General features: G+C 56.9%; 22 protein-coding genes. 9 read left to right on the forward strand and 13 right to left on the reverse strand.

Annotation, left to right across the window (positions count from 1 at the left end):
* Positions 1 to 57: 57 nt before the first annotated feature.
* The 4 genes from ACXAET_RS22525 to ACXAET_RS22540 all read left to right on the forward strand — a co-directional run bounded on the left by ACXAET_RS22525 (position 58) and on the right by ACXAET_RS22540 (position 2,782).
* Entirely contained in the window at positions 58 to 429 is a 372-nt protein-coding gene (locus ACXAET_RS22525) for a hypothetical protein (RefSeq protein ID WP_475191009.1), read from the forward strand.
* Positions 426 to 980 (forward strand): N-acetylmuramoyl-L-alanine amidase, encoded by a 555-nt coding sequence (locus ACXAET_RS22530; RefSeq protein ID WP_475191011.1) that lies wholly within the window; start codon positions 426 to 428, stop codon positions 978 to 980. Before ACXAET_RS22525 ends, ACXAET_RS22530 begins: the two co-directional genes overlap by 4 nt.
* The gene (locus ACXAET_RS22535) at positions 977 to 1,285 is read left to right on the forward strand and encodes a hypothetical protein (protein WP_475191013.1); all 309 of its coding nucleotides are present in this window, start codon (positions 977 to 979) and stop codon (positions 1,283 to 1,285) included. Before ACXAET_RS22530 ends, ACXAET_RS22535 begins: the two co-directional genes overlap by 4 nt.
* Positions 1,286 to 1,927: 642 nt before the next feature.
* Positions 1,928 to 2,782, forward strand: coding sequence for a replication initiation protein (locus ACXAET_RS22540; RefSeq protein ID WP_475191015.1), 855 nt, complete (start codon positions 1,928 to 1,930; stop codon positions 2,780 to 2,782).
* Positions 2,783 to 2,815: 33 nt separating this feature from the next.
* Here ACXAET_RS22540 and ACXAET_RS22545 read toward each other — a convergent pair whose 3' ends face one another.
* The 7 genes from ACXAET_RS22545 to ACXAET_RS22575 form a co-directional block, all read right to left on the reverse strand.
* Positions 2,816 to 3,046, reverse strand: a complete 231-nt coding sequence (locus ACXAET_RS22545) for a hypothetical protein (protein WP_475191018.1) — start codon at positions 3,044 to 3,046, stop codon at positions 2,816 to 2,818.
* A complete protein-coding gene (locus ACXAET_RS22550; protein WP_475191021.1) occupies positions 3,043 to 3,681 on the reverse strand; it encodes a ParA family protein in 639 nt (212 codons plus the stop codon). Before ACXAET_RS22550 ends, ACXAET_RS22545 begins: the two co-directional genes overlap by 4 nt.
* A gap of 11 nt (positions 3,682 to 3,692) precedes the next feature.
* On the reverse strand, positions 3,693 to 4,076 hold the full coding sequence (locus ACXAET_RS22555) for a hypothetical protein (RefSeq protein WP_475191024.1): 384 nt from the start codon (positions 4,074 to 4,076) through the stop codon (positions 3,693 to 3,695).
* Positions 4,077 to 4,373: 297 nt separating this feature from the next.
* Positions 4,374 to 4,562, reverse strand: coding sequence for a hypothetical protein (locus ACXAET_RS22560; protein ID WP_475191028.1), 189 nt, complete (start codon positions 4,560 to 4,562; stop codon positions 4,374 to 4,376).
* 39 nt (positions 4,563 to 4,601) lie between these two features.
* Complete coding sequence (locus tag ACXAET_RS22565) at positions 4,602 to 4,802, reverse strand: hypothetical protein (RefSeq protein ID WP_475191029.1); 201 nt, start codon at positions 4,800 to 4,802, stop codon at positions 4,602 to 4,604.
* A gap of 128 nt (positions 4,803 to 4,930) precedes the next feature.
* The gene (locus ACXAET_RS22570) at positions 4,931 to 6,085 is read right to left on the reverse strand and encodes a tyrosine-type recombinase/integrase (RefSeq protein ID WP_475191032.1); all 1,155 of its coding nucleotides are present in this window, start codon (positions 6,083 to 6,085) and stop codon (positions 4,931 to 4,933) included.
* Between the two features lie 98 nt (positions 6,086 to 6,183).
* Complete coding sequence (locus tag ACXAET_RS22575; protein WP_475191033.1) at positions 6,184 to 6,537, reverse strand: helix-turn-helix domain-containing protein; 354 nt, start codon at positions 6,535 to 6,537, stop codon at positions 6,184 to 6,186.
* A gap of 131 nt (positions 6,538 to 6,668) precedes the next feature.
* On the opposite strand from ACXAET_RS22575, the gene ACXAET_RS22580 reads away from it, so the two are divergent.
* The 4 genes from ACXAET_RS22580 (at position 6,669) to ACXAET_RS22595 (ending at position 10,255) form a co-directional block, all read left to right on the forward strand.
* Positions 6,669 to 6,905 carry a hypothetical protein gene (locus ACXAET_RS22580; protein WP_475191035.1) on the forward strand — a complete coding sequence of 79 codons (237 nt, stop codon included), beginning with the start codon at positions 6,669 to 6,671 and terminating at the stop codon, positions 6,903 to 6,905.
* Entirely contained in the window at positions 6,902 to 7,993 is a 1,092-nt protein-coding gene (locus ACXAET_RS22585) for a DUF7146 domain-containing protein (protein ID WP_475191036.1), read from the forward strand. Before ACXAET_RS22580 ends, ACXAET_RS22585 begins: the two co-directional genes overlap by 4 nt.
* Positions 7,986 to 9,977, forward strand: a complete 1,992-nt coding sequence (locus ACXAET_RS22590; RefSeq protein WP_475191038.1) for a hypothetical protein — start codon at positions 7,986 to 7,988, stop codon at positions 9,975 to 9,977. The genes ACXAET_RS22585 and ACXAET_RS22590 overlap by 8 nt, the downstream gene beginning before the upstream one ends.
* 92 nt (positions 9,978 to 10,069) lie before the next feature.
* The gene (locus ACXAET_RS22595; protein ID WP_475191039.1) at positions 10,070 to 10,255 is read left to right on the forward strand and encodes a hypothetical protein; all 186 of its coding nucleotides are present in this window, start codon (positions 10,070 to 10,072) and stop codon (positions 10,253 to 10,255) included.
* A gap of 300 nt (positions 10,256 to 10,555) precedes the next feature.
* On the opposite strand, the gene ACXAET_RS22600 is transcribed toward ACXAET_RS22595, so the two are convergent.
* The 6 genes from ACXAET_RS22600 to ACXAET_RS22625 all read right to left on the reverse strand — a co-directional run bounded on the left by ACXAET_RS22600 (position 10,556) and on the right by ACXAET_RS22625 (position 13,796).
* Positions 10,556 to 10,807, reverse strand: coding sequence for a hypothetical protein (locus ACXAET_RS22600; RefSeq protein ID WP_475191042.1), 252 nt, complete (start codon positions 10,805 to 10,807; stop codon positions 10,556 to 10,558).
* Positions 10,808 to 10,911: 104 nt separating this feature from the next.
* Positions 10,912 to 11,274: a DUF1419 domain-containing protein gene (locus ACXAET_RS22605; RefSeq protein ID WP_475191046.1), complete on the reverse strand. Its 363-nt coding sequence runs from the start codon at positions 11,272 to 11,274 to the stop codon at positions 10,912 to 10,914.
* Between the two features lie 104 nt (positions 11,275 to 11,378).
* Positions 11,379 to 11,615, reverse strand: a complete 237-nt coding sequence (locus ACXAET_RS22610; RefSeq protein WP_475191049.1) for a hypothetical protein — start codon at positions 11,613 to 11,615, stop codon at positions 11,379 to 11,381.
* 52 nt (positions 11,616 to 11,667) lie between these two features.
* Positions 11,668 to 12,342: a hypothetical protein gene (locus tag ACXAET_RS22615; RefSeq protein WP_475191052.1), complete on the reverse strand. Its 675-nt coding sequence runs from the start codon at positions 12,340 to 12,342 to the stop codon at positions 11,668 to 11,670.
* 171 nt (positions 12,343 to 12,513) lie between these two features.
* Complete coding sequence (locus tag ACXAET_RS22620) at positions 12,514 to 13,362, reverse strand: DUF3560 domain-containing protein (protein ID WP_475191054.1); 849 nt, start codon at positions 13,360 to 13,362, stop codon at positions 12,514 to 12,516.
* Between the two features lie 104 nt (positions 13,363 to 13,466).
* On the reverse strand, positions 13,467 to 13,796 hold the full coding sequence (locus ACXAET_RS22625; protein ID WP_475191056.1) for a hypothetical protein: 330 nt from the start codon (positions 13,794 to 13,796) through the stop codon (positions 13,467 to 13,469).
* Positions 13,797 to 14,448: 652 nt separating this feature from the next.
* Between ACXAET_RS22625 and ACXAET_RS22630 the strand changes: the two genes are divergently transcribed.
* Complete coding sequence (locus ACXAET_RS22630; protein WP_475191060.1) at positions 14,449 to 15,033, forward strand: hypothetical protein; 585 nt, start codon at positions 14,449 to 14,451, stop codon at positions 15,031 to 15,033.
* The last annotated feature ends 68 nt before the right edge of the window (positions 15,034 to 15,101 follow it).

The following is a 15,101-nucleotide window of genomic DNA, read 5'->3' on the forward strand; positions in this document are numbered from 1 at the left end:
CCGCGGCCACCGCGCTGCTCGATCAGATTTTCGAGATTGAAAAATGAGGGCAGGTAAATGAGCTCAAGGCCAAATGTGACCGAAACCGTCACTGAATTTCTTATCGTTGTGATCGCGGGCCTTGGGCTGACAATGGAGATCCCGGTGTTTATCGCCGGTGTTTTGCTGGCGTCTGCGGGCGCTGTGCTGACGCGCCTGTTTTCAACGCCGCCAAACCGGCGGGCGCTGGCAGTGACATTGCTTGCGGGCAACTTCACCGGGATCATGTCAGCGATCGCAAACCAGCATTGGTTTGGCTTTCCTCCGCAGCTGGCCTTTGGGGTTGGTGGATTAATTGCGGTCCTGTTGTTGCCCTGGGTGCTGCGTCGGTTTCCTTCTTTCGCTGATCGAGCGCTCGATCGTGTTTTGCCGGGTGGAGAAAAGAAATGAAAATCGCAATCGTTGTTGGTCACAATTCGCGGGCGCAAGGGGCTGTCAGGATAACAGATCGTGTACCGGAATATCCTTGGAATTCTCACCTGGCCGAGCTGATCGAAGAAAACAATCCGGCAGCTGTCCGGGTGTTTCACCGGGTTTCAGGGGGTGGGTATTCCAGTGAGATCCGGCGCGTCTATAACGAGATCAACGCATGGGGCGCGGATTGCTCGATCGAGTTGCATTTCAACGGCAGCGCAGATCCTACGGCCGAGGGGTGTCTAACGCTTTCCAGCGGATCGCGGGGTTCAAAGGCTTTGGCCCGTCATGCGCAGGATCGAATGTTGATGGTCATGGAAAATGAGGATGATGGAATCTGGATCCGCAAACGCGGTGATCGAGGTGGTCTGTCGCTGCACGCGGGTCGCTCGCCTGCAATCCTGATCGAACCATACTTCGGTGGCAATGCCCGATCGTGTCATGTTGCAGATGCACGCAAGGACGAGCTGGCCGCTGCAATCTATGAGGCGGCACATGCGTTCTGCATCGAGGCGCGCGGGGCATGATCCGCGCTCTTCCCTGGTACAGTATCGTTGGGGCCGTTTTGGTGGCCGCTGGCGCCATCTACGGCTTTGGTTGGTCCAAGGGGCGAGCGTTCACAGAACGCCGCTATGAGACCCGAGTGGCGCAGCTCGAAGCCGATCTATCGCAACAATCAGCAAAGGCGCACCGCGCAGCTGTGGCTTTCCTCGCACTTGAGGCGGCTAGCCAGGCGCGTGACAAGGAGTTGGAAGATGAAGCCCGTGAAGATCCTGATGCTGATCGCCCTGCCCTGTCTCGTACAAGCGTGCAGCGTGTTTTCTCCCGCTAGTCTTGATCTCGATCCACCGCCGGCCGTGGCTATGACCCCCTGCCCTTCTTTGCAAAAAGATCCAGGTCGATCGTTGAGCCAGGCAGAGGTTGAAATTCTTTGGGGCCGTGATCGCCGCGCGTTTCGCACCTGTAACGGACGACATGAGATCCTTGCAGATTGGGCGACAGATATCGTGAACACTCTTTCACCGCCCTAGAAGCTCAAGAATTTGTGACGGCTTTCGCTGTTTTGAATACTCCCCACCTGCCCGGCTTCGTGCCGGGTTTTTTTTACGGAACCGGGCAGTCGTCTAGGTTGCGTTTGGTTCACGTCCTTATTCTATATTCTTTATTCACTATTCAGTGCCTGTAATAGTTTGAAAGTACTTAATAAAATCTCTTAACTATTACCTTTGGGGCAATTAGCGATTACCTTTGGGGCGGTTAAAGATTACCTTTGGGGCGGTTAACAATTACCTTTGGGGCGGTATTTCCACCTGACCGAATCGGTGCTTTCGGCGATTACTACCTGTTGTTGTATGTCACTCTTTCTGCTACCCAGTATCCATCCGTGAGGTAATAGAAGAAAGGTGGGGTTATGGCGAACCGCCCCAAAGGTAATACTTACAGAACACTTGAAGTCCCGCAAAACGAAAGTGACATGGTAAAGCCGGCCGAGCTGATCGAGGTCCAGGGGGCCGCGCAGCTGACGCTAGCTGATCGTCGAATATTCAACATCCTTTTGCGAAATGCGTTCGGGCCGGATCTGGCTGAGCTCGAGCGTGAGTTTCAAATCCCGCTGGCAGATCTACGTGGGCCGCATGACAGCAATGACCGGCTGATTGCCTCGATTGAGGCGCTGATGAAAACAGTGGTGATGATCCGCCGGCCGGATGGATCAACTGACCGCGCGCAGCTGCTGGGCGGTAACAACATGGCCGATCCAGGACGGCCGCGGGGTATGCTGACATACTCTTTCCCTGCCCGTCTGGCATCGGCCTTGGCGGATAGCACCGTCTATGCGCGGCTCGAGCTCGAGATCCTGCACGCCTTCACTTCCAAATATGCGCTATCTCTTTATGAGGCTGTCGCACGCCGTGTGAAGCTCACAAATATGTACTCTGAAATTATGGAGCTTGATCAGTTTCGCGAGCTAATGGGTGTCGAGCCTGGCAAGTTGGCGGTGTTTGGAAACCTGAACCGCAAGGCAATTCAACCGGCCGTGTCTGAGGTTAACGCGTTGGCGCCCTTCGATGTGATCGTTCATCCCCGCAAGACCGGGCGGCGCGTGACCCATGTTTATCTTGGTTGGGGGGTAAAGGACGTGGAGGCGCGCAAGGCAGCTTACGACGAGCTGCAACGGCCCAAAACGGGACGTAAAGCAAGGATCGACGGAACCGCCGAAGATGTGGTCGAGGCGGTCTCTGAGGATATCGTTGAATACCCGGCGCAAATTGATCTTGAGGATTGGCTCGCCGCCCCTCTAAACGAGAAAGCTAGCTTGCTAAAGAGATAGCAAGCTAGCTTGATAGCTAATACTAGGGGCGGATCAGATCTCGCCAGCCTCTTTGCGCAAGAGGTCGATCGCGCGCTCGATCAGATCTTGTTGCGGTGTTCCTTCTTTGGCTGACAACATCCTGATATATTGGTGGCGGTCCTCGCTGATCCTTACATTGAGTGGCTTCTTGGCCTCTGAATGGGTTGTGTCAAGCTTGGGTGTTACGGGCTTTTTGTCCCGTGATGGCGGTGCGATACCTGACAGCCCCTTAGATTTGCTCATGATGTGGCTCCTTTCGTTAGCGCCTCGGCTATCTCCTGGGCGAGCGCAACCGCTTCATCGTTGATCTTGCCGTGGGTGGTTTCACTCGCGGCGCGGCCGCCGGTGCTTGCCTGGCGGATGATAGGCAGCTCGCGCAGCTCTGACTTGAACGCAGTCAGACGCGCCCGCTTGATGTAGTCCCGCACCCCCTGCCCTTCTGAATCGGATCCGCGCACGCGGCACAGTGCCAGCCGTATGCGTTCGGCCGGGATCCCGGCATCCTCAAGTTCAAGCGCGACCTCAACTTGAGGCTCGAGATCGTCGAGGCTGTAGCCGCTCGGCAATATGCAGAGCTGCGAGATCTGCGCCATTGTGAGGCCGCCGCGTTCCGCATGTGCCGGGCCGTCCATGATCACCAGATCATAACGACTTACCTCTTTTGCTGCGCGTTCCACGGAACGAAAGCGCATCACGTCAAGATCTGGCTCGAGCTCGTTAGTCACGCGCCGGCCGTGCCACTTGGTTGACGTTCCCTGCTTTGCATCGAGATCCGCGATGAGCACGCGCCATCCGGCGCGCGCCATTTCAACGGCAATAAGTCGGGCCAATGTGGATTTACCGACGCCGCCTTTCTGGCTGATGAATGATAGGATCATGCCTGTGCCTTTCAGTCTTGCAGGTTACGTGCGGTTTCGGGGCCAACAAGATCGCGGACAATCGCGCGGATCTCCTGCCGTCCTTTTTGCCGGCCTTGTTCATAGGCGCGATCAGCTATCGGCCGCGCGTATTCGTCCAGCTGTCGGAAGAGACCCTCGATGGTTTCCGGCGGTGTGTCCCAAGTTGTCGGAACCCATTCAGGTAAATACTCTTCGTGATCTGCTCCATAGTCGCCGCGCCGAAAGTACCGAATGCCGCTGCTTGTTCGTTCGCGAAAGTAAAAGGTTTCGTCGATCAACGCCGTGTTGTCCTCGATGCCCTCGGATTTACAGCCGCGCCATGTTGCAGGGATTGCGGGCTTTGCGCCAGTTGGTGCGGGTTTTGCTTTTGTCATTGAATATACCTTTGCTTTTCGGTGGCCGGTTCGCGTGGCCGCATATGCTATATTTGCAGATTGCTAGCATGCTTGCAAGCTAGCTAGCAAGGTTCTACTTTGAGGGTCCTTTTAGTCGTCGCGGTTTTCGATTGCCTCTCGGGCGCGATCCCGCCAACGTTCAATGTTTGCGCGCAGCTTCTCCGGGTTGCCATCAAGAGCGGCGGTTAATTTCTTGTCGAAAAACTCGAGCGGATCGCAGTCAATACACGGCGAACGCAGCGGCCGCTTATGTATACAAATCATTGTGGTGGTCCTTTATTGGGCTTTGCGTTTGATGGGATGCACCCCGTAAATGTCGGCGGCGTCGCAGCTGTCGAGATCAGGATTAAAGTCGTCCTGCTCTATCAATTCGTTGGCCTTTTCGCGTGCTTCTTCTTCGCTTTCGGCATCAACCAAAAATGAAAACTGGCCGGTGGCTTGGCCTGAAATTAGGTAACTTCGCATTAGGTCGCTCCTATGTTGAGTGTTTTCGGAAGGCGGTGTTTATTGCCCTTGCTGATTTCCCGGCCAACGCAGAACATCTGCACGGCCTGTAAACACTTCCCATGCCAGCGACAGACGCGACCAAAACGATGGATAGCCTACGGGTCTTGCTGGATACCACTTGCCATCAATCTCGGCGCTTGTGTGACGTGCGCTGTTGGTAACGCTTTCGATGCTGTGGGAGCTTGGGTAGTTTTTCATTCGTTTTGTCCTTCATGTTTTGGGTTTGGTATTGTGACTGCTGGTTGATTGCTATCAAACTAGAAAGATAGCAAGCTATCTTGCGTCAAACTGCAAGTAACAATCTAGTTTGCAACATTGATAGCAAGCTATCCTGCTAGCAAATTCTTCTCAATATCCTCGATCGCCGGTGATCGAATAAGATCGAGCTTTGCAATTGCCTGATCCGCAAAGATCCTTTGACGTGGCATGTAGGTTTCAAGGATCTCGTAACCATTTTGCAGGGTGTGTCCTGATACTGAGCAAATCTGGTTGATCCCAACGCCGGCCTCGGCCGCCCATACCATGCCCGAGCGGCGCAGATCCCGAATGCAAAGAGCGCCTTTTAGGGTCGGCTCAAGTACCGCAGGATCCGCACCGATGAGGCTTGGCATGGTTTCGGCCGCTTTCGAGCGCACGCGCGCCCATGCGTTTTGCAGCGCGCGCAGTTCGTAGCTGCGTCGGGTGCGATCGTTGACAAAGAGCGGCTTATCAGTATCGGGCAGGGGGCCAAGCCGATCGACTACTAGCGGGTGAAGCCGGAACGAAAGCTTTGCCCCTGTCTTGGATTGCGTCAGATAGAGGACGCCTTGCGAGATCTGACCGCTGGTCAATGATGCGGTGTCTGATACACGCTGCATCGTTGCAACGGCGGTAAGGGCAACGGCGGCAAGCCCTAACTCGCCCATGCGTTCAGCCGTGGTGATCATGTGCCATAGTTCTGCGCGTGTTGCGATACGGTTTCGCTTGGTGGCTGGCACTGTCTTGATAGTTGCGGCCGGGTTCGCTGCAATTTTTTCTTGAGAAACGCACCAGTTCAGCATTGAGCGCAGTTTAGACGCGCTATTGCGGGCATCGTCGGGGCTGACCTTTGCCAGCTCGTCATGCCATTTCTGTGCATCCTTGGCTGTGAGCTGATCAAGCCGCGTGGATCCGAGCTGTTCGGATGCACGGGCAAGGTGACGATCGTAATCCTTTTGTGTGCGGGGGCTGGCGTTGCGGTAATCTGCGCTGCGTTTGAATTGGCTGATGGCCTGGCTGACTGTTCCGGCCGCGGGGCGGGTATCGTTCTCTGCGTCAAGGAACGCATCGGCCGCGGCGTTGAGCTCGTCGGCGGTATTGAGGTTTTCGATCGACAGCGGGCCGAGCGGGCGGCTCTTATATCCAGCCCGGCGTAAGCTCGCTGACGGTTCCCAATAGATACGACACTTGCGGATCTGCACGCGCGGCGTGCGATCGGCGCGGAGCTCGAGGCTCTTGGACATAATGAAATCTCCTATGCGGTGTAGGGTAGGGCGGCCGGTTCGCGTGACCGCAGTGCTATCTTAATACAAAAATAGCAAGCTAGCAAGCTAGCAATTTTCTAGCTGCCATTAGCGCGTTTTTTAGCGCCTTCTTCCAACTCTGAGGCAAGCAATGTGTGAGCAAATCTCAAGAGCAATTCTTTGTTGGTAGGATTTAAATCTCGTAAGATACGAAGTAACTCGATCTGTTGAGCCTGATCGGCTGGCTCGACCGACAGTGCCGGCAAAAGTTCCATTGCACTACAACCCAGGATTTGCGCGAATTGTTGTGCGCGCTCGGGTGTCATTTTGATCAGGCCGTTTTCGAGCTTCGACATAAGTTGCTGTGATATACCCGCAGCGCTGGCTAGGGCTGATTGTGACAGCCCGGCGCCGATGCGCTTGAATTTCAGCGGGTTAGTATTTGGTGCCATAATAGTCTCCAATGTCCGCCGGCAACGCATTACTCCAATTTGGAGTAAGCCGCAAACGTTTCTTGTTGTCAAATAAATACACCCTGCTAATAGTCAACTACTACAAATTGGAGTAACTAGGGGGTATTTCTGTGACGCTGAACGAATGGGCCGATGCTTCGGATTTTTCCGATCGACAGATTGCCGAGCAAATGACTGATTGGCTGCGCCAAGATGATCCCGATATTTCGCCAGTGTCAGTGCAGGCAGTTCAGAAGTACAGGACTGGACGTGTTCCGCCGGTCGATCGGATGAGGGCGATATACGCGGTTACGGATGGATGGGTCACGGCAAATGACTTTTATGAGTTGCCGGTGGTTGCACAATGAGGGACACCCCAGAGGATTTTAAACGGCGCCAGCGCGAAGAGCTTGAAACAATTACAGGGCTCTTGCGCGATCGCGTCGAGCATCTGGCGCCGGTTCTGTTACCCGAGGGGCGTCGTGAGGGTATTGATTGGCGAGCGGGATCAAGGGGCGGTCGCTCCATCCGACTAGCTGGCCCTTACCGGGGCGTCTACCGGGATTTTGAAGCTGGCGGCAAGGGCTGTGACATGCTGCAAGCGATCACTGACATTCTGTGCCACGGTTCTTTGCGCCAGGGCATCGCCTGGGCGCGCTCTTATCTGGGCATGGATAACATGAGCGAAGAGGCGAGGGCGCTGGCACGTCGCCGGGCAGCTGAACGCCAGGCGCAGGACGCCAAAAAGGCCAAAGAGCAAGACGCAAAGCGGCGGCGGCAAGCGGCCGGTCTCTGGCATGGCGGCCAGCCGATCGCGGGAACCCCGGCTGACGCTTATCTGATGGGGCGCGGCATTGATATTCGCAAACTCGCTCGCCCGCCGTCCGCGCTGCGTTTCAACGGGCAGACATGGTGCAAAGAACGGCGCGGCAAGCATCCGGCAATGGTGTCCGGTTTGTGGCGCCAGGGTGAACCGGATCTTGCTGCAACGCATCGCACGTACCTGGCGGAATCTTCTGCCGGGTGGGGCAAGGCGCCGGTCCAAACTGAGCGCTCGATCCTTGGATCATGGCCTGGTGCAATCATTCCGATCCAGCGCGGTGAGACCGGAAAGCGGTGGCGCGATATTGAAGAGGGTGAAACCGTCGCATTCGGCGAGGGGATCGAAGAGGCGCTAACCGTTGCACTGGTCAAACCTGATTGGCGCGTTGGTGCGGTCGGGTTTGTAGGCAATTTCGGCCAGATCAAGTTGCCCGTGTGGTGCCATGTGATGCTTTGCATCAACCGAGATCCGGCCGGATCCGAGGCACATAAAGCAATCTTTGGCGATGCTGAAACGGGCAGGGTGGGTGCGATCGCGCAGCTCGAAGCGGCCGGGCATCTGGTGCGCACCCTGTTACCGCCGGAAGGGTTCAAGGATTGGAACGCTATTCTGATGGGGCAGGCGCATGAGTGAAGATTTTCGGCCGATCGGCGAAAAAGCGGTTGAGGCTGCGTTGAATGCCGCTGTCAGGAAGGCCGAAGAGGCGGGGATCACGGTTCAAATGGGCGAGCCAAAATCTGCACCCCGTACCCCGGACCCTGCAAACCGGGGCCATGTGGATGATGAGGGTCGGTTCATTACCGCTGGCGTTCCGAACATCAACCAATTGCCGCCGGATGCGCCGGTTCGGCCGCTTGGAATTTACGGCAATAAGCTGTTTTTTCTCGACGCGCATTCGCAGCTGCGCGAGCTCGGCGCCAAAGATGTGAACAGAAACATGATCCTGCACCTCTTTGGAAAAGAAACTGAGTGGATCTATCGCCTCTGGCCCACACTCAAGAAAATACCGAATGATGATGTATGGGTTGTTACCGGGTGGGATGGGACCAAGGCACAAGAAAGCCTTATGACGGCATGTGCCAGGCGCGGGATCTGGCGGCCTCAAGATCATGTGCGCGGCCGCGGTGTATGGGCTGCGGATGATGGCCGGCTCATCGTCCATTCCGGCGATTGTCTGCATTTCTCGGATGGCAAGATCGAGCGGCCAGGTCTTGTTGCGCATCAGGTTTATCCGGCAGGGCCGAAAGCCCTTTCCCCCACCAGCATCAAGGAAAAAGCGCCGCTTGACGGCCGAACCGCCGCGGCCGAGCTGCTGGATATCTTTGATAGTTGGAATTGGTCGCGCGAGTTTGACGCGCGCCTTTTGCTCGGCTGGTGCGTGGCTGCAATGATGGGTGGCGCGCTGAAGGTTCGGCCGCTTGCCTGGGTGACGGGTGAAAAGGGCGCCGGCAAGTCGACGCTGGTGGGCGAAGGCGGCGTTATTCACAAGGTATTTGGGCCGGGCATTCTGATGACAGCCAACACCACGGCGGCCGGCCTGTATCAAAAAATCATGTATGACAGTCTGCCGGTTGCGATCGACGAGATCGAGGCCAAGCGCGGCAATCAAAAAACCGAGGCAGTGATCGAGCTGGCGCGCCAGGCTTATTCGGGTGGCATGGTGTTGCGCGGCGGGGCGGACCATGATGGCAAAGAGTTCCGGGCTATGTGTCCGGTTCTCTTCGGTTCAATCCTGATCCCGCCACTGATGCCCCAAGACCTTTCGCGATTGGCGTTGCTGAACCTAAAGCCGTTCAGCCTGGATGCAAAAGAACCTGAGCTCGATAGTCTACGACTGGCCGCGATGGGGCGGGCGATCGTGCGTCGGATCCTGGATAGGTGGCACGAATGGCCCGAGCGCTTTAACGCCTGGCACAGCTATTTGCGCGGCATGGGTCATTCGGGGCGTGCATCGGATCAGTTTGGCACGTTGCTTGCGGCCGCTGATCTTGTGCTTTGCAATTCGGTGCCGGATGACGATGAAATGCGCGCGATCGCCGGCAGCATGGCACCCGTCACGCTCAAGGAAACACAAGTTGAAAGCTCGAATGCCGATCGCTGCATTCAGTTTGCCATGTCACGGCCGCTGAATTCGATGCGCGGATCTGAGCACATGATGGTATCGGAGCTCGTTGTGTCAGCTGTTCGCCGCTTCGGTGGTGAAATGGAAAATCCCGTAAAGCCGCTCGATGCCGTTCGCTACCTAGAGCGCGCCGGCGTGTCGGTGGTGGCGCTTGACTATGAGGACGGCAAGCTTGTCGTAAAAAAATCCTCAAAGATCGCGCCGGTCCGTCTGTCTTACATTCTCGATGAGCAAATCGACATGCAGGAAGGGCAGGGGGTCTATGTGGCCTTTGCCCCTAATGGCGACGGCATTCTTGAACTGTTCCGGGGTTCCGATTGGGAAGGTGTAGCCGGCGCGCACAATCCGTTTGTGCAGGCGCTAGAGCGCGTCGAAGGTGCCTGGCGTGCGCCTCAGACGGTGCGGATTGGCGGGCAATCGTGCCGGCCGATCCTGATCCCGATCGACAATTGCGTAGATGTTCCAACAGTAGAAGAGGCGGCGTTAAATCAATGAACACAAGTGATGAACCATTACCACGGTGCCGGCATGGCGTTTTGGTGTCGCATTACTGCGAGGATTGTGCGGCGGCATTCCACAGATACCGAATGGGTGGTGCCTTAGAACAGTCCAGCCAAAAACCGGAGCCCGCATCTGTGGTGATATACACGCAGCGCGACGGTGTGTTGACGTTCTGGCAGGATGGCCGGCCGATTGCAAACTACAGCGGCCAGGCTTTGACACAGCTTAACCAGGTGATTGCAACAGCGATGGTTGAAGGGGCTGAGGAATGATCGACCCAGATGTTAGGATCGCGCACGGCGAGTGCGAAGAAATCATATGGCAGCTGCCGGCGCATGTTCTGGCGGTGATCAAACGTGCTTACAATCATAGTCGGCGTCGACCGTTAAAGATTGAAACAGAAAATCAGGCAAAGGCAGTTGAGGAAGCGATCGAGCTCGGTGTTGTCGAACGTGTCGGTGAAGCGGTGGATGCTGGCAAGAGTCGCCCGCAGCCAGGCAAAGAGCCCCTGCCGGTGGTACTGACGCGGAGGGGCTTTTCGCTCGCTGTATGGTTGAGGTTTGCCGGTTGGCCTAGCCGTCCGAAGGAACGCCCGACAATCGTTGCCAGCGCTCCGGCCAGCGCTCGGGCTCAGTAGAGCTAAGAAATTCGGCAAGGGCTAGCACTGCAACCGGGGGCGCGTCATTGCGCCCCTTTGGCGGTGTGAACCATCTTCTGACCTGTGCTTGGTCGCACTCAAGGCCAGAGGCGAGGCGGGCGCGCCAATCGTTGCCGAGTGCGCGTTCGAGTTTTTCAGCGGTTTCAATCCGGCGTTGTGTTTTCATGTCTTTTAAGTCCGGCATATTGGCTTTAAGTTCGAGAACATTCCTTTGCGGGAATTGGCGCTTGCAGGTTCGCAAAATTATGCAAGCGCCGGGCCAGTGTCTATCTAGGCACTGGCTCTTTCCGTCCAATCATCCGCGGCTGTAGCGTTGGCAATGCTGGCATATGCCTCACGAACCGAGTCGGGGCCAGTGTATTCGATCGTTGCGCAATAGAAGCGATTTCCGATCTGGTGATAACTTTGGGTCAGGTTTCCCCGCGAAAACTCGCTTATCGCAAAGCTGCGGCCAGTGTGGCCGAGCGGGGGCAGTATTTCGAGGAAATACCAAAACTCATCTTCGTTAATGCGCCAGAATTGACCATGTTTTAGGCCCAGATGCGCATAGCGGTTGGTCGCGCTGTAGCGGTTAATCAGATCAAAGTGGGTGTCGCGGTCTGCGGTTCCTGGGAAAATCCGTTTGAATGCCATCGCTGTTTTCCTTTGCGGTTTGAGTTGTGCCGGGGTTCGCATTCCGGCGGTGTCATGCTTGGCGCATGGTGCGGTGGCCGATCCTGCCGGCCGCCGGCGATGCGTCAGGCGCTCAGCTGGTTGTAGGTTTGGGCGTCCTCGTATCGGATCGCGTCGCCGTCCCACATTGGCCCGTTGAAGCCAGCCAGGCGCGGTTGCCCTTGCAGCTCGTCGCGCTGGCGCGGGTTTGCGTTGGTGCCGGTGATCTCGAGGCCGGTCGCCGCCACAAAGGCAACAATGTTGTAGCCTTCGGTTTTGACATGGCCGCAGCCTTCAACATTCTGGATGATCCGAAATTTCATATGTGTTTTCCTTTGCGGTTTGAGCTGTGCCGGGGTTCGCATTCCGGCGGTGTTATACGGGCTGCAAGTTTCCGATGGCTCGATTGGTTATCGCGAATTTTGACCACTGATCGGCCATAGCGGCCGCGATACCGGGAAAGAACTTGCTTCGGGCTTTCCAGCGGTCCGCGCCGGGGCTGGCCTTGTGTACGCTGTCGCGTGCGGTCGATCCGTCGAGCGTTCCGGTGGTTTTCAGGTTGGGCAAATTACGCAGCCACAGACAGGTGCGTTTTTTCTCGTTGTCTGGACCGTTTGGATCGGATGCAAACTGCCACGGCTGCACAGATTGTGCGAAAGGCTGGTAATTGCGGATGCGCGACTTTGCGTGTTTGTGCATGACCGGATTTTCAACAGCAACATGCGGAATGTGATCCACATTCCAGCAATGGGAAAAAAGCTCAGCGGCATTGTCGAGCTCTGCCCACATATCCGGCAACGTGCGACCCGGCGGGGCTTTGTGCAGCCACCGAACGCCAGAATTACACAAGCGGGTGCAGGGTGGGTGCATAACCGCCAGAATATCCCAATCGTGCCAAGTCATAACGTCGCGCACGTCGCCTTGAATGTGTCGATTTGTGGGGGTTTCGGCCGGCAGAAGGTCGCAAGACCAAGCGTCATGGCCGAGGGCAAGAAAAGCGTCCCGAACGATGCCGGATTGTTCGCAGCCGATTAGAACCTTTAATTGCATTTGTGGATTTCCTTTCCTTGTTTGTTGATCCTGGCGCATGGTGCGGCGGCCGATCGTGCCGGCCGCCGGCGATGCGTCAGAGCCCGAGGGCGTGGCCGATGATCAGGGCGGCATAGAGGCCGCCAAAGATCGAGCCGGCCGCGATCGTGTCGGCGATCAGATCCCGCACCCTCATTTCAGATCTCCGCGCAACTTCATCAGCCGGATTACTTCGCGCGCGGCGTGAATACCGGCGTTGTTGAGCTGGCGTTGCCATGCGCCGGCCGAGGGCGCCCACCTGAAACCGTATTGCTTGACAAGCGCGCGGATCTCGCCGGCCGGCTTGCCGTCAAAGATCAGCTGAACGCGGTTTGCCTCGGTATTCTCAACAACCTTGAGCCCGTCGAACTCGTGTTCTGCACTGTCGCGTTGGCGGTTGCGCTCGAGCTGCGCAAGGCGCTGTTTCATCCGGCGAATATTGGCGTTGTTGTTGGTGAGCATGTAGTCAGCAAATCCGATGCGACCGGCAAAGTCGGGCTTGATGATTTCCCGTGCCAGCCGTGCCGAATTCTCGCAGCCCATCGCCGCCGCGAGCTCTTTCGAGTAAGCCTCGAAATCGTCGCCTTCGCTTTCGGCGGTGACACCCTTCCTGGCCCACTTGCGGGTAATCCTGTTTGCGGCCTTCATTTCGTTCTGATTGGCTTCGGCTCGGGCGATCTTCTCGCGCAGTTTCTCGGGCGCGTCTGGATCATCCGACGAGATACCGCCGGTGCCTACGCTCGCGGCCTTGGCGCGCAGCTCGTCGGCGCGTTTGCCTTCCTCGATCGAGCGGCGCATCGCATTGTCGGCGCGCTTGATTGCGTTGCGGTGCCGGCGCTCGCTGTGGTGTCCAACAAGGATCGGTTGCCCGAGCGGTATGCCGCTCGCCTCTTCGCGTAGATCGGCGCGCTTATAGGCTGCATCGCTGCGCGCCTCGGCTCGATCGGCGGCCGCCTCGAGGCGTTGCCGGCGGGCTTCCTGTTTTGCTTCGTATGCGTTCATGTGTTGTTTCCTTTGCGGTTTAAGTTGTGCCGGGGTTCGCATTCCGGCGGTGTCATGCTTGGCGCATGGCGCGGCGGCCGATCGTGCCGGCCGCCGACGATGCGTCAGGCCAGCCGCTCGACCAGCTCGACCAGATCGCCGAGAATGTCAGGGGTTGCCGCCTCGCAGGTGCCGTTGGCGGTCAAGTTCGCGCCGGGCTCGAATGCTTCGCCGTCCTCTTCCATTTCAAACTTGAGCATTTCCAAGCCGGCGAGCACTGCGCCGCGCTTACTTGCTTCACCGAGCAGCTGCGCTGCCATGTCGGCCGCTTCGGCCATCCGGTAAAGCTCTTCACGCGCCAGGCGTTTGCCCTCTTCGGTGCCTCTCTCAAGCACAGCCGCCAACATTGCGGCGTTGCTGCGGTGCGTGGCTTTGAACTCGATTGTGTTCGACATGAACTCATTCCTTTTTGTGGGGGTTTGTCTCGGCCGGTTCGCATTGGCCTTGTCTGTAATTTAGTAACCATTGGTTACGTTGTCAACTACCTTTTGTAGTAAAATACCCTGCGACATTCCGTCCCACCCCTCGCGCTCCCCTTTTGGCGCTGCGCCCGGTTTCTCGATTTGCTTACTACAAGGGGCTTCCCCGGACCCCATCGGCCTGATACATATCGGGGCCATATCCCGCGGGGGCGTCAGGGGCTGATGTGACAAAATCGGGTTCGGGTGTCACAACGGCGTCACAACGCTAAGCGGCTGATAAACAACCATAAAATCTAGGTTTGTAACAACGTGACAATGTGACGGCTACAGGCGCGCGATCATATACGCGCGCGCATGTGCGGGATACTGTCTGTCACATTGTCACATTGTCACAAGATGTATTTATTTAGAGCAATTTCAAAGATTTAGCTGTGTAACATTGCTTGTGACGGATCACAGCAAATGTGACGTTCTGCGAAAATATTTAATCAATTCATGGGTTTAGCATTTCGTCGGAATTACTACAAATCGGAGTTGCGCTGTAGTATGTCGCCGGCGTATGGTCGGGGCCAATCGCGACACAATTGCACGCGCCTGGATGAATTAAATATTGGGGTGATATTCCGTGGCAGAGGTTCCGAGCTCTTTCGATCCAGCTGGCTTTGCGGCCGGCGCATCGGCTGCGCTCGAGCGTGCCTCGACTGATCTGGCCGCGCCGGTGCAAGGCTCACTCTTTGGGGCTGAGCCCGTCGACCCTGATGGCGTTGGCGATCTGGCGGCCGAGAAACGCGGGCCGGGGCGGCCGGCGGGGTCGCGCAACAAGTCAACTGAGGAATGGTCTCGCTTCATCCTGTCGCGCTATCGCTCGCCCCTGATCGGTCTGGCCGAGATCGCCCAGATGACGCCACAGCAGCTGCAAACCGAGCTCGGCGGTGAGCCAAGCGAGCAGAACAATGGCGGGGCAAACCTCGCCGAATGCCTTCGGATCATCATGAGCGCGCAACAGGCGCTGGCGCCATACCTGCATCAGAAACAGGCGACCGCGATCGACACCGGCGGCGCCAGCCTGATGACCATCGTAATTGAGGCCGGCGACGGTGATGCAGGTGGATCCGGCGTCAAGATCCTACCCGTTGATGAAAGTGAACAAAATCAACCACTTACAATCGACGGAAATTCGGTGTCGGAATTCAAGGATCGGAACGAATGAGTGAAGCCCTTGAAAATTATAAGAATTTCAGCGTGTCGTCGTCGTGTGAGCTAAACGACGACACCCGG

This window comes from Ruegeria sp. AWH4_226 (assembly GCF_056159225.1).

Coding starts and splice junctions, on each gene's coding strand:
- ACXAET_RS22560 (WP_475191028.1), bottom strand. CDS start 4,562: ATGCGAAGTTACCTAATTTCAGGCCAAGCCACCGGCCAGTTTTCATTT.
- ACXAET_RS22540 (WP_475191015.1), top strand. CDS start 1,928: ATGGTAAAGCCGGCCGAGCTGATCGAGGTCCAGGGGGCCGCGCAGCTG.
- ACXAET_RS22610 (WP_475191049.1), bottom strand. CDS start 11,615: ATGAAATTTCGGATCATCCAGAATGTTGAAGGCTGCGGCCATGTCAAA.
- ACXAET_RS22620 (WP_475191054.1), bottom strand. CDS start 13,362: ATGAACGCATACGAAGCAAAACAGGAAGCCCGCCGGCAACGCCTCGAG.
- ACXAET_RS22565 (WP_475191029.1), bottom strand. CDS start 4,802: ATGAAAAACTACCCAAGCTCCCACAGCATCGAAAGCGTTACCAACAGC.
- ACXAET_RS22615 (WP_475191052.1), bottom strand. CDS start 12,342: ATGCAATTAAAGGTTCTAATCGGCTGCGAACAATCCGGCATCGTTCGG.
- ACXAET_RS22555 (WP_475191024.1), bottom strand. CDS start 4,076: ATGACAAAAGCAAAACCCGCACCAACTGGCGCAAAGCCCGCAATCCCT.
- ACXAET_RS22595 (WP_475191039.1), top strand. CDS start 10,070: ATGGGTGGTGCCTTAGAACAGTCCAGCCAAAAACCGGAGCCCGCATCT.
- ACXAET_RS22600 (WP_475191042.1), bottom strand. CDS start 10,807: ATGAAAACACAACGCCGGATTGAAACCGCTGAAAAACTCGAACGCGCA.
- ACXAET_RS22535 (WP_475191013.1), top strand. CDS start 977: ATGATCCGCGCTCTTCCCTGGTACAGTATCGTTGGGGCCGTTTTGGTG.
- ACXAET_RS22585 (WP_475191036.1), top strand. CDS start 6,902: ATGAGGGACACCCCAGAGGATTTTAAACGGCGCCAGCGCGAAGAGCTT.
- ACXAET_RS22570 (WP_475191032.1), bottom strand. CDS start 6,085: ATGTCCAAGAGCCTCGAGCTCCGCGCCGATCGCACGCCGCGCGTGCAG.
- ACXAET_RS22530 (WP_475191011.1), top strand. CDS start 426: ATGAAAATCGCAATCGTTGTTGGTCACAATTCGCGGGCGCAAGGGGCT.
- ACXAET_RS22545 (WP_475191018.1), bottom strand. CDS start 3,046: ATGAGCAAATCTAAGGGGCTGTCAGGTATCGCACCGCCATCACGGGAC.
- ACXAET_RS22625 (WP_475191056.1), bottom strand. CDS start 13,796: ATGTCGAACACAATCGAGTTCAAAGCCACGCACCGCAGCAACGCCGCA.
- ACXAET_RS22575 (WP_475191033.1), bottom strand. CDS start 6,537: ATGGCACCAAATACTAACCCGCTGAAATTCAAGCGCATCGGCGCCGGG.
- ACXAET_RS22550 (WP_475191021.1), bottom strand. CDS start 3,681: ATGATCCTATCATTCATCAGCCAGAAAGGCGGCGTCGGTAAATCCACA.
- ACXAET_RS22605 (WP_475191046.1), bottom strand. CDS start 11,274: ATGGCATTCAAACGGATTTTCCCAGGAACCGCAGACCGCGACACCCAC.
- ACXAET_RS22590 (WP_475191038.1), top strand. CDS start 7,986: ATGAGTGAAGATTTTCGGCCGATCGGCGAAAAAGCGGTTGAGGCTGCG.
- ACXAET_RS22525 (WP_475191009.1), top strand. CDS start 58: ATGAGCTCAAGGCCAAATGTGACCGAAACCGTCACTGAATTTCTTATC.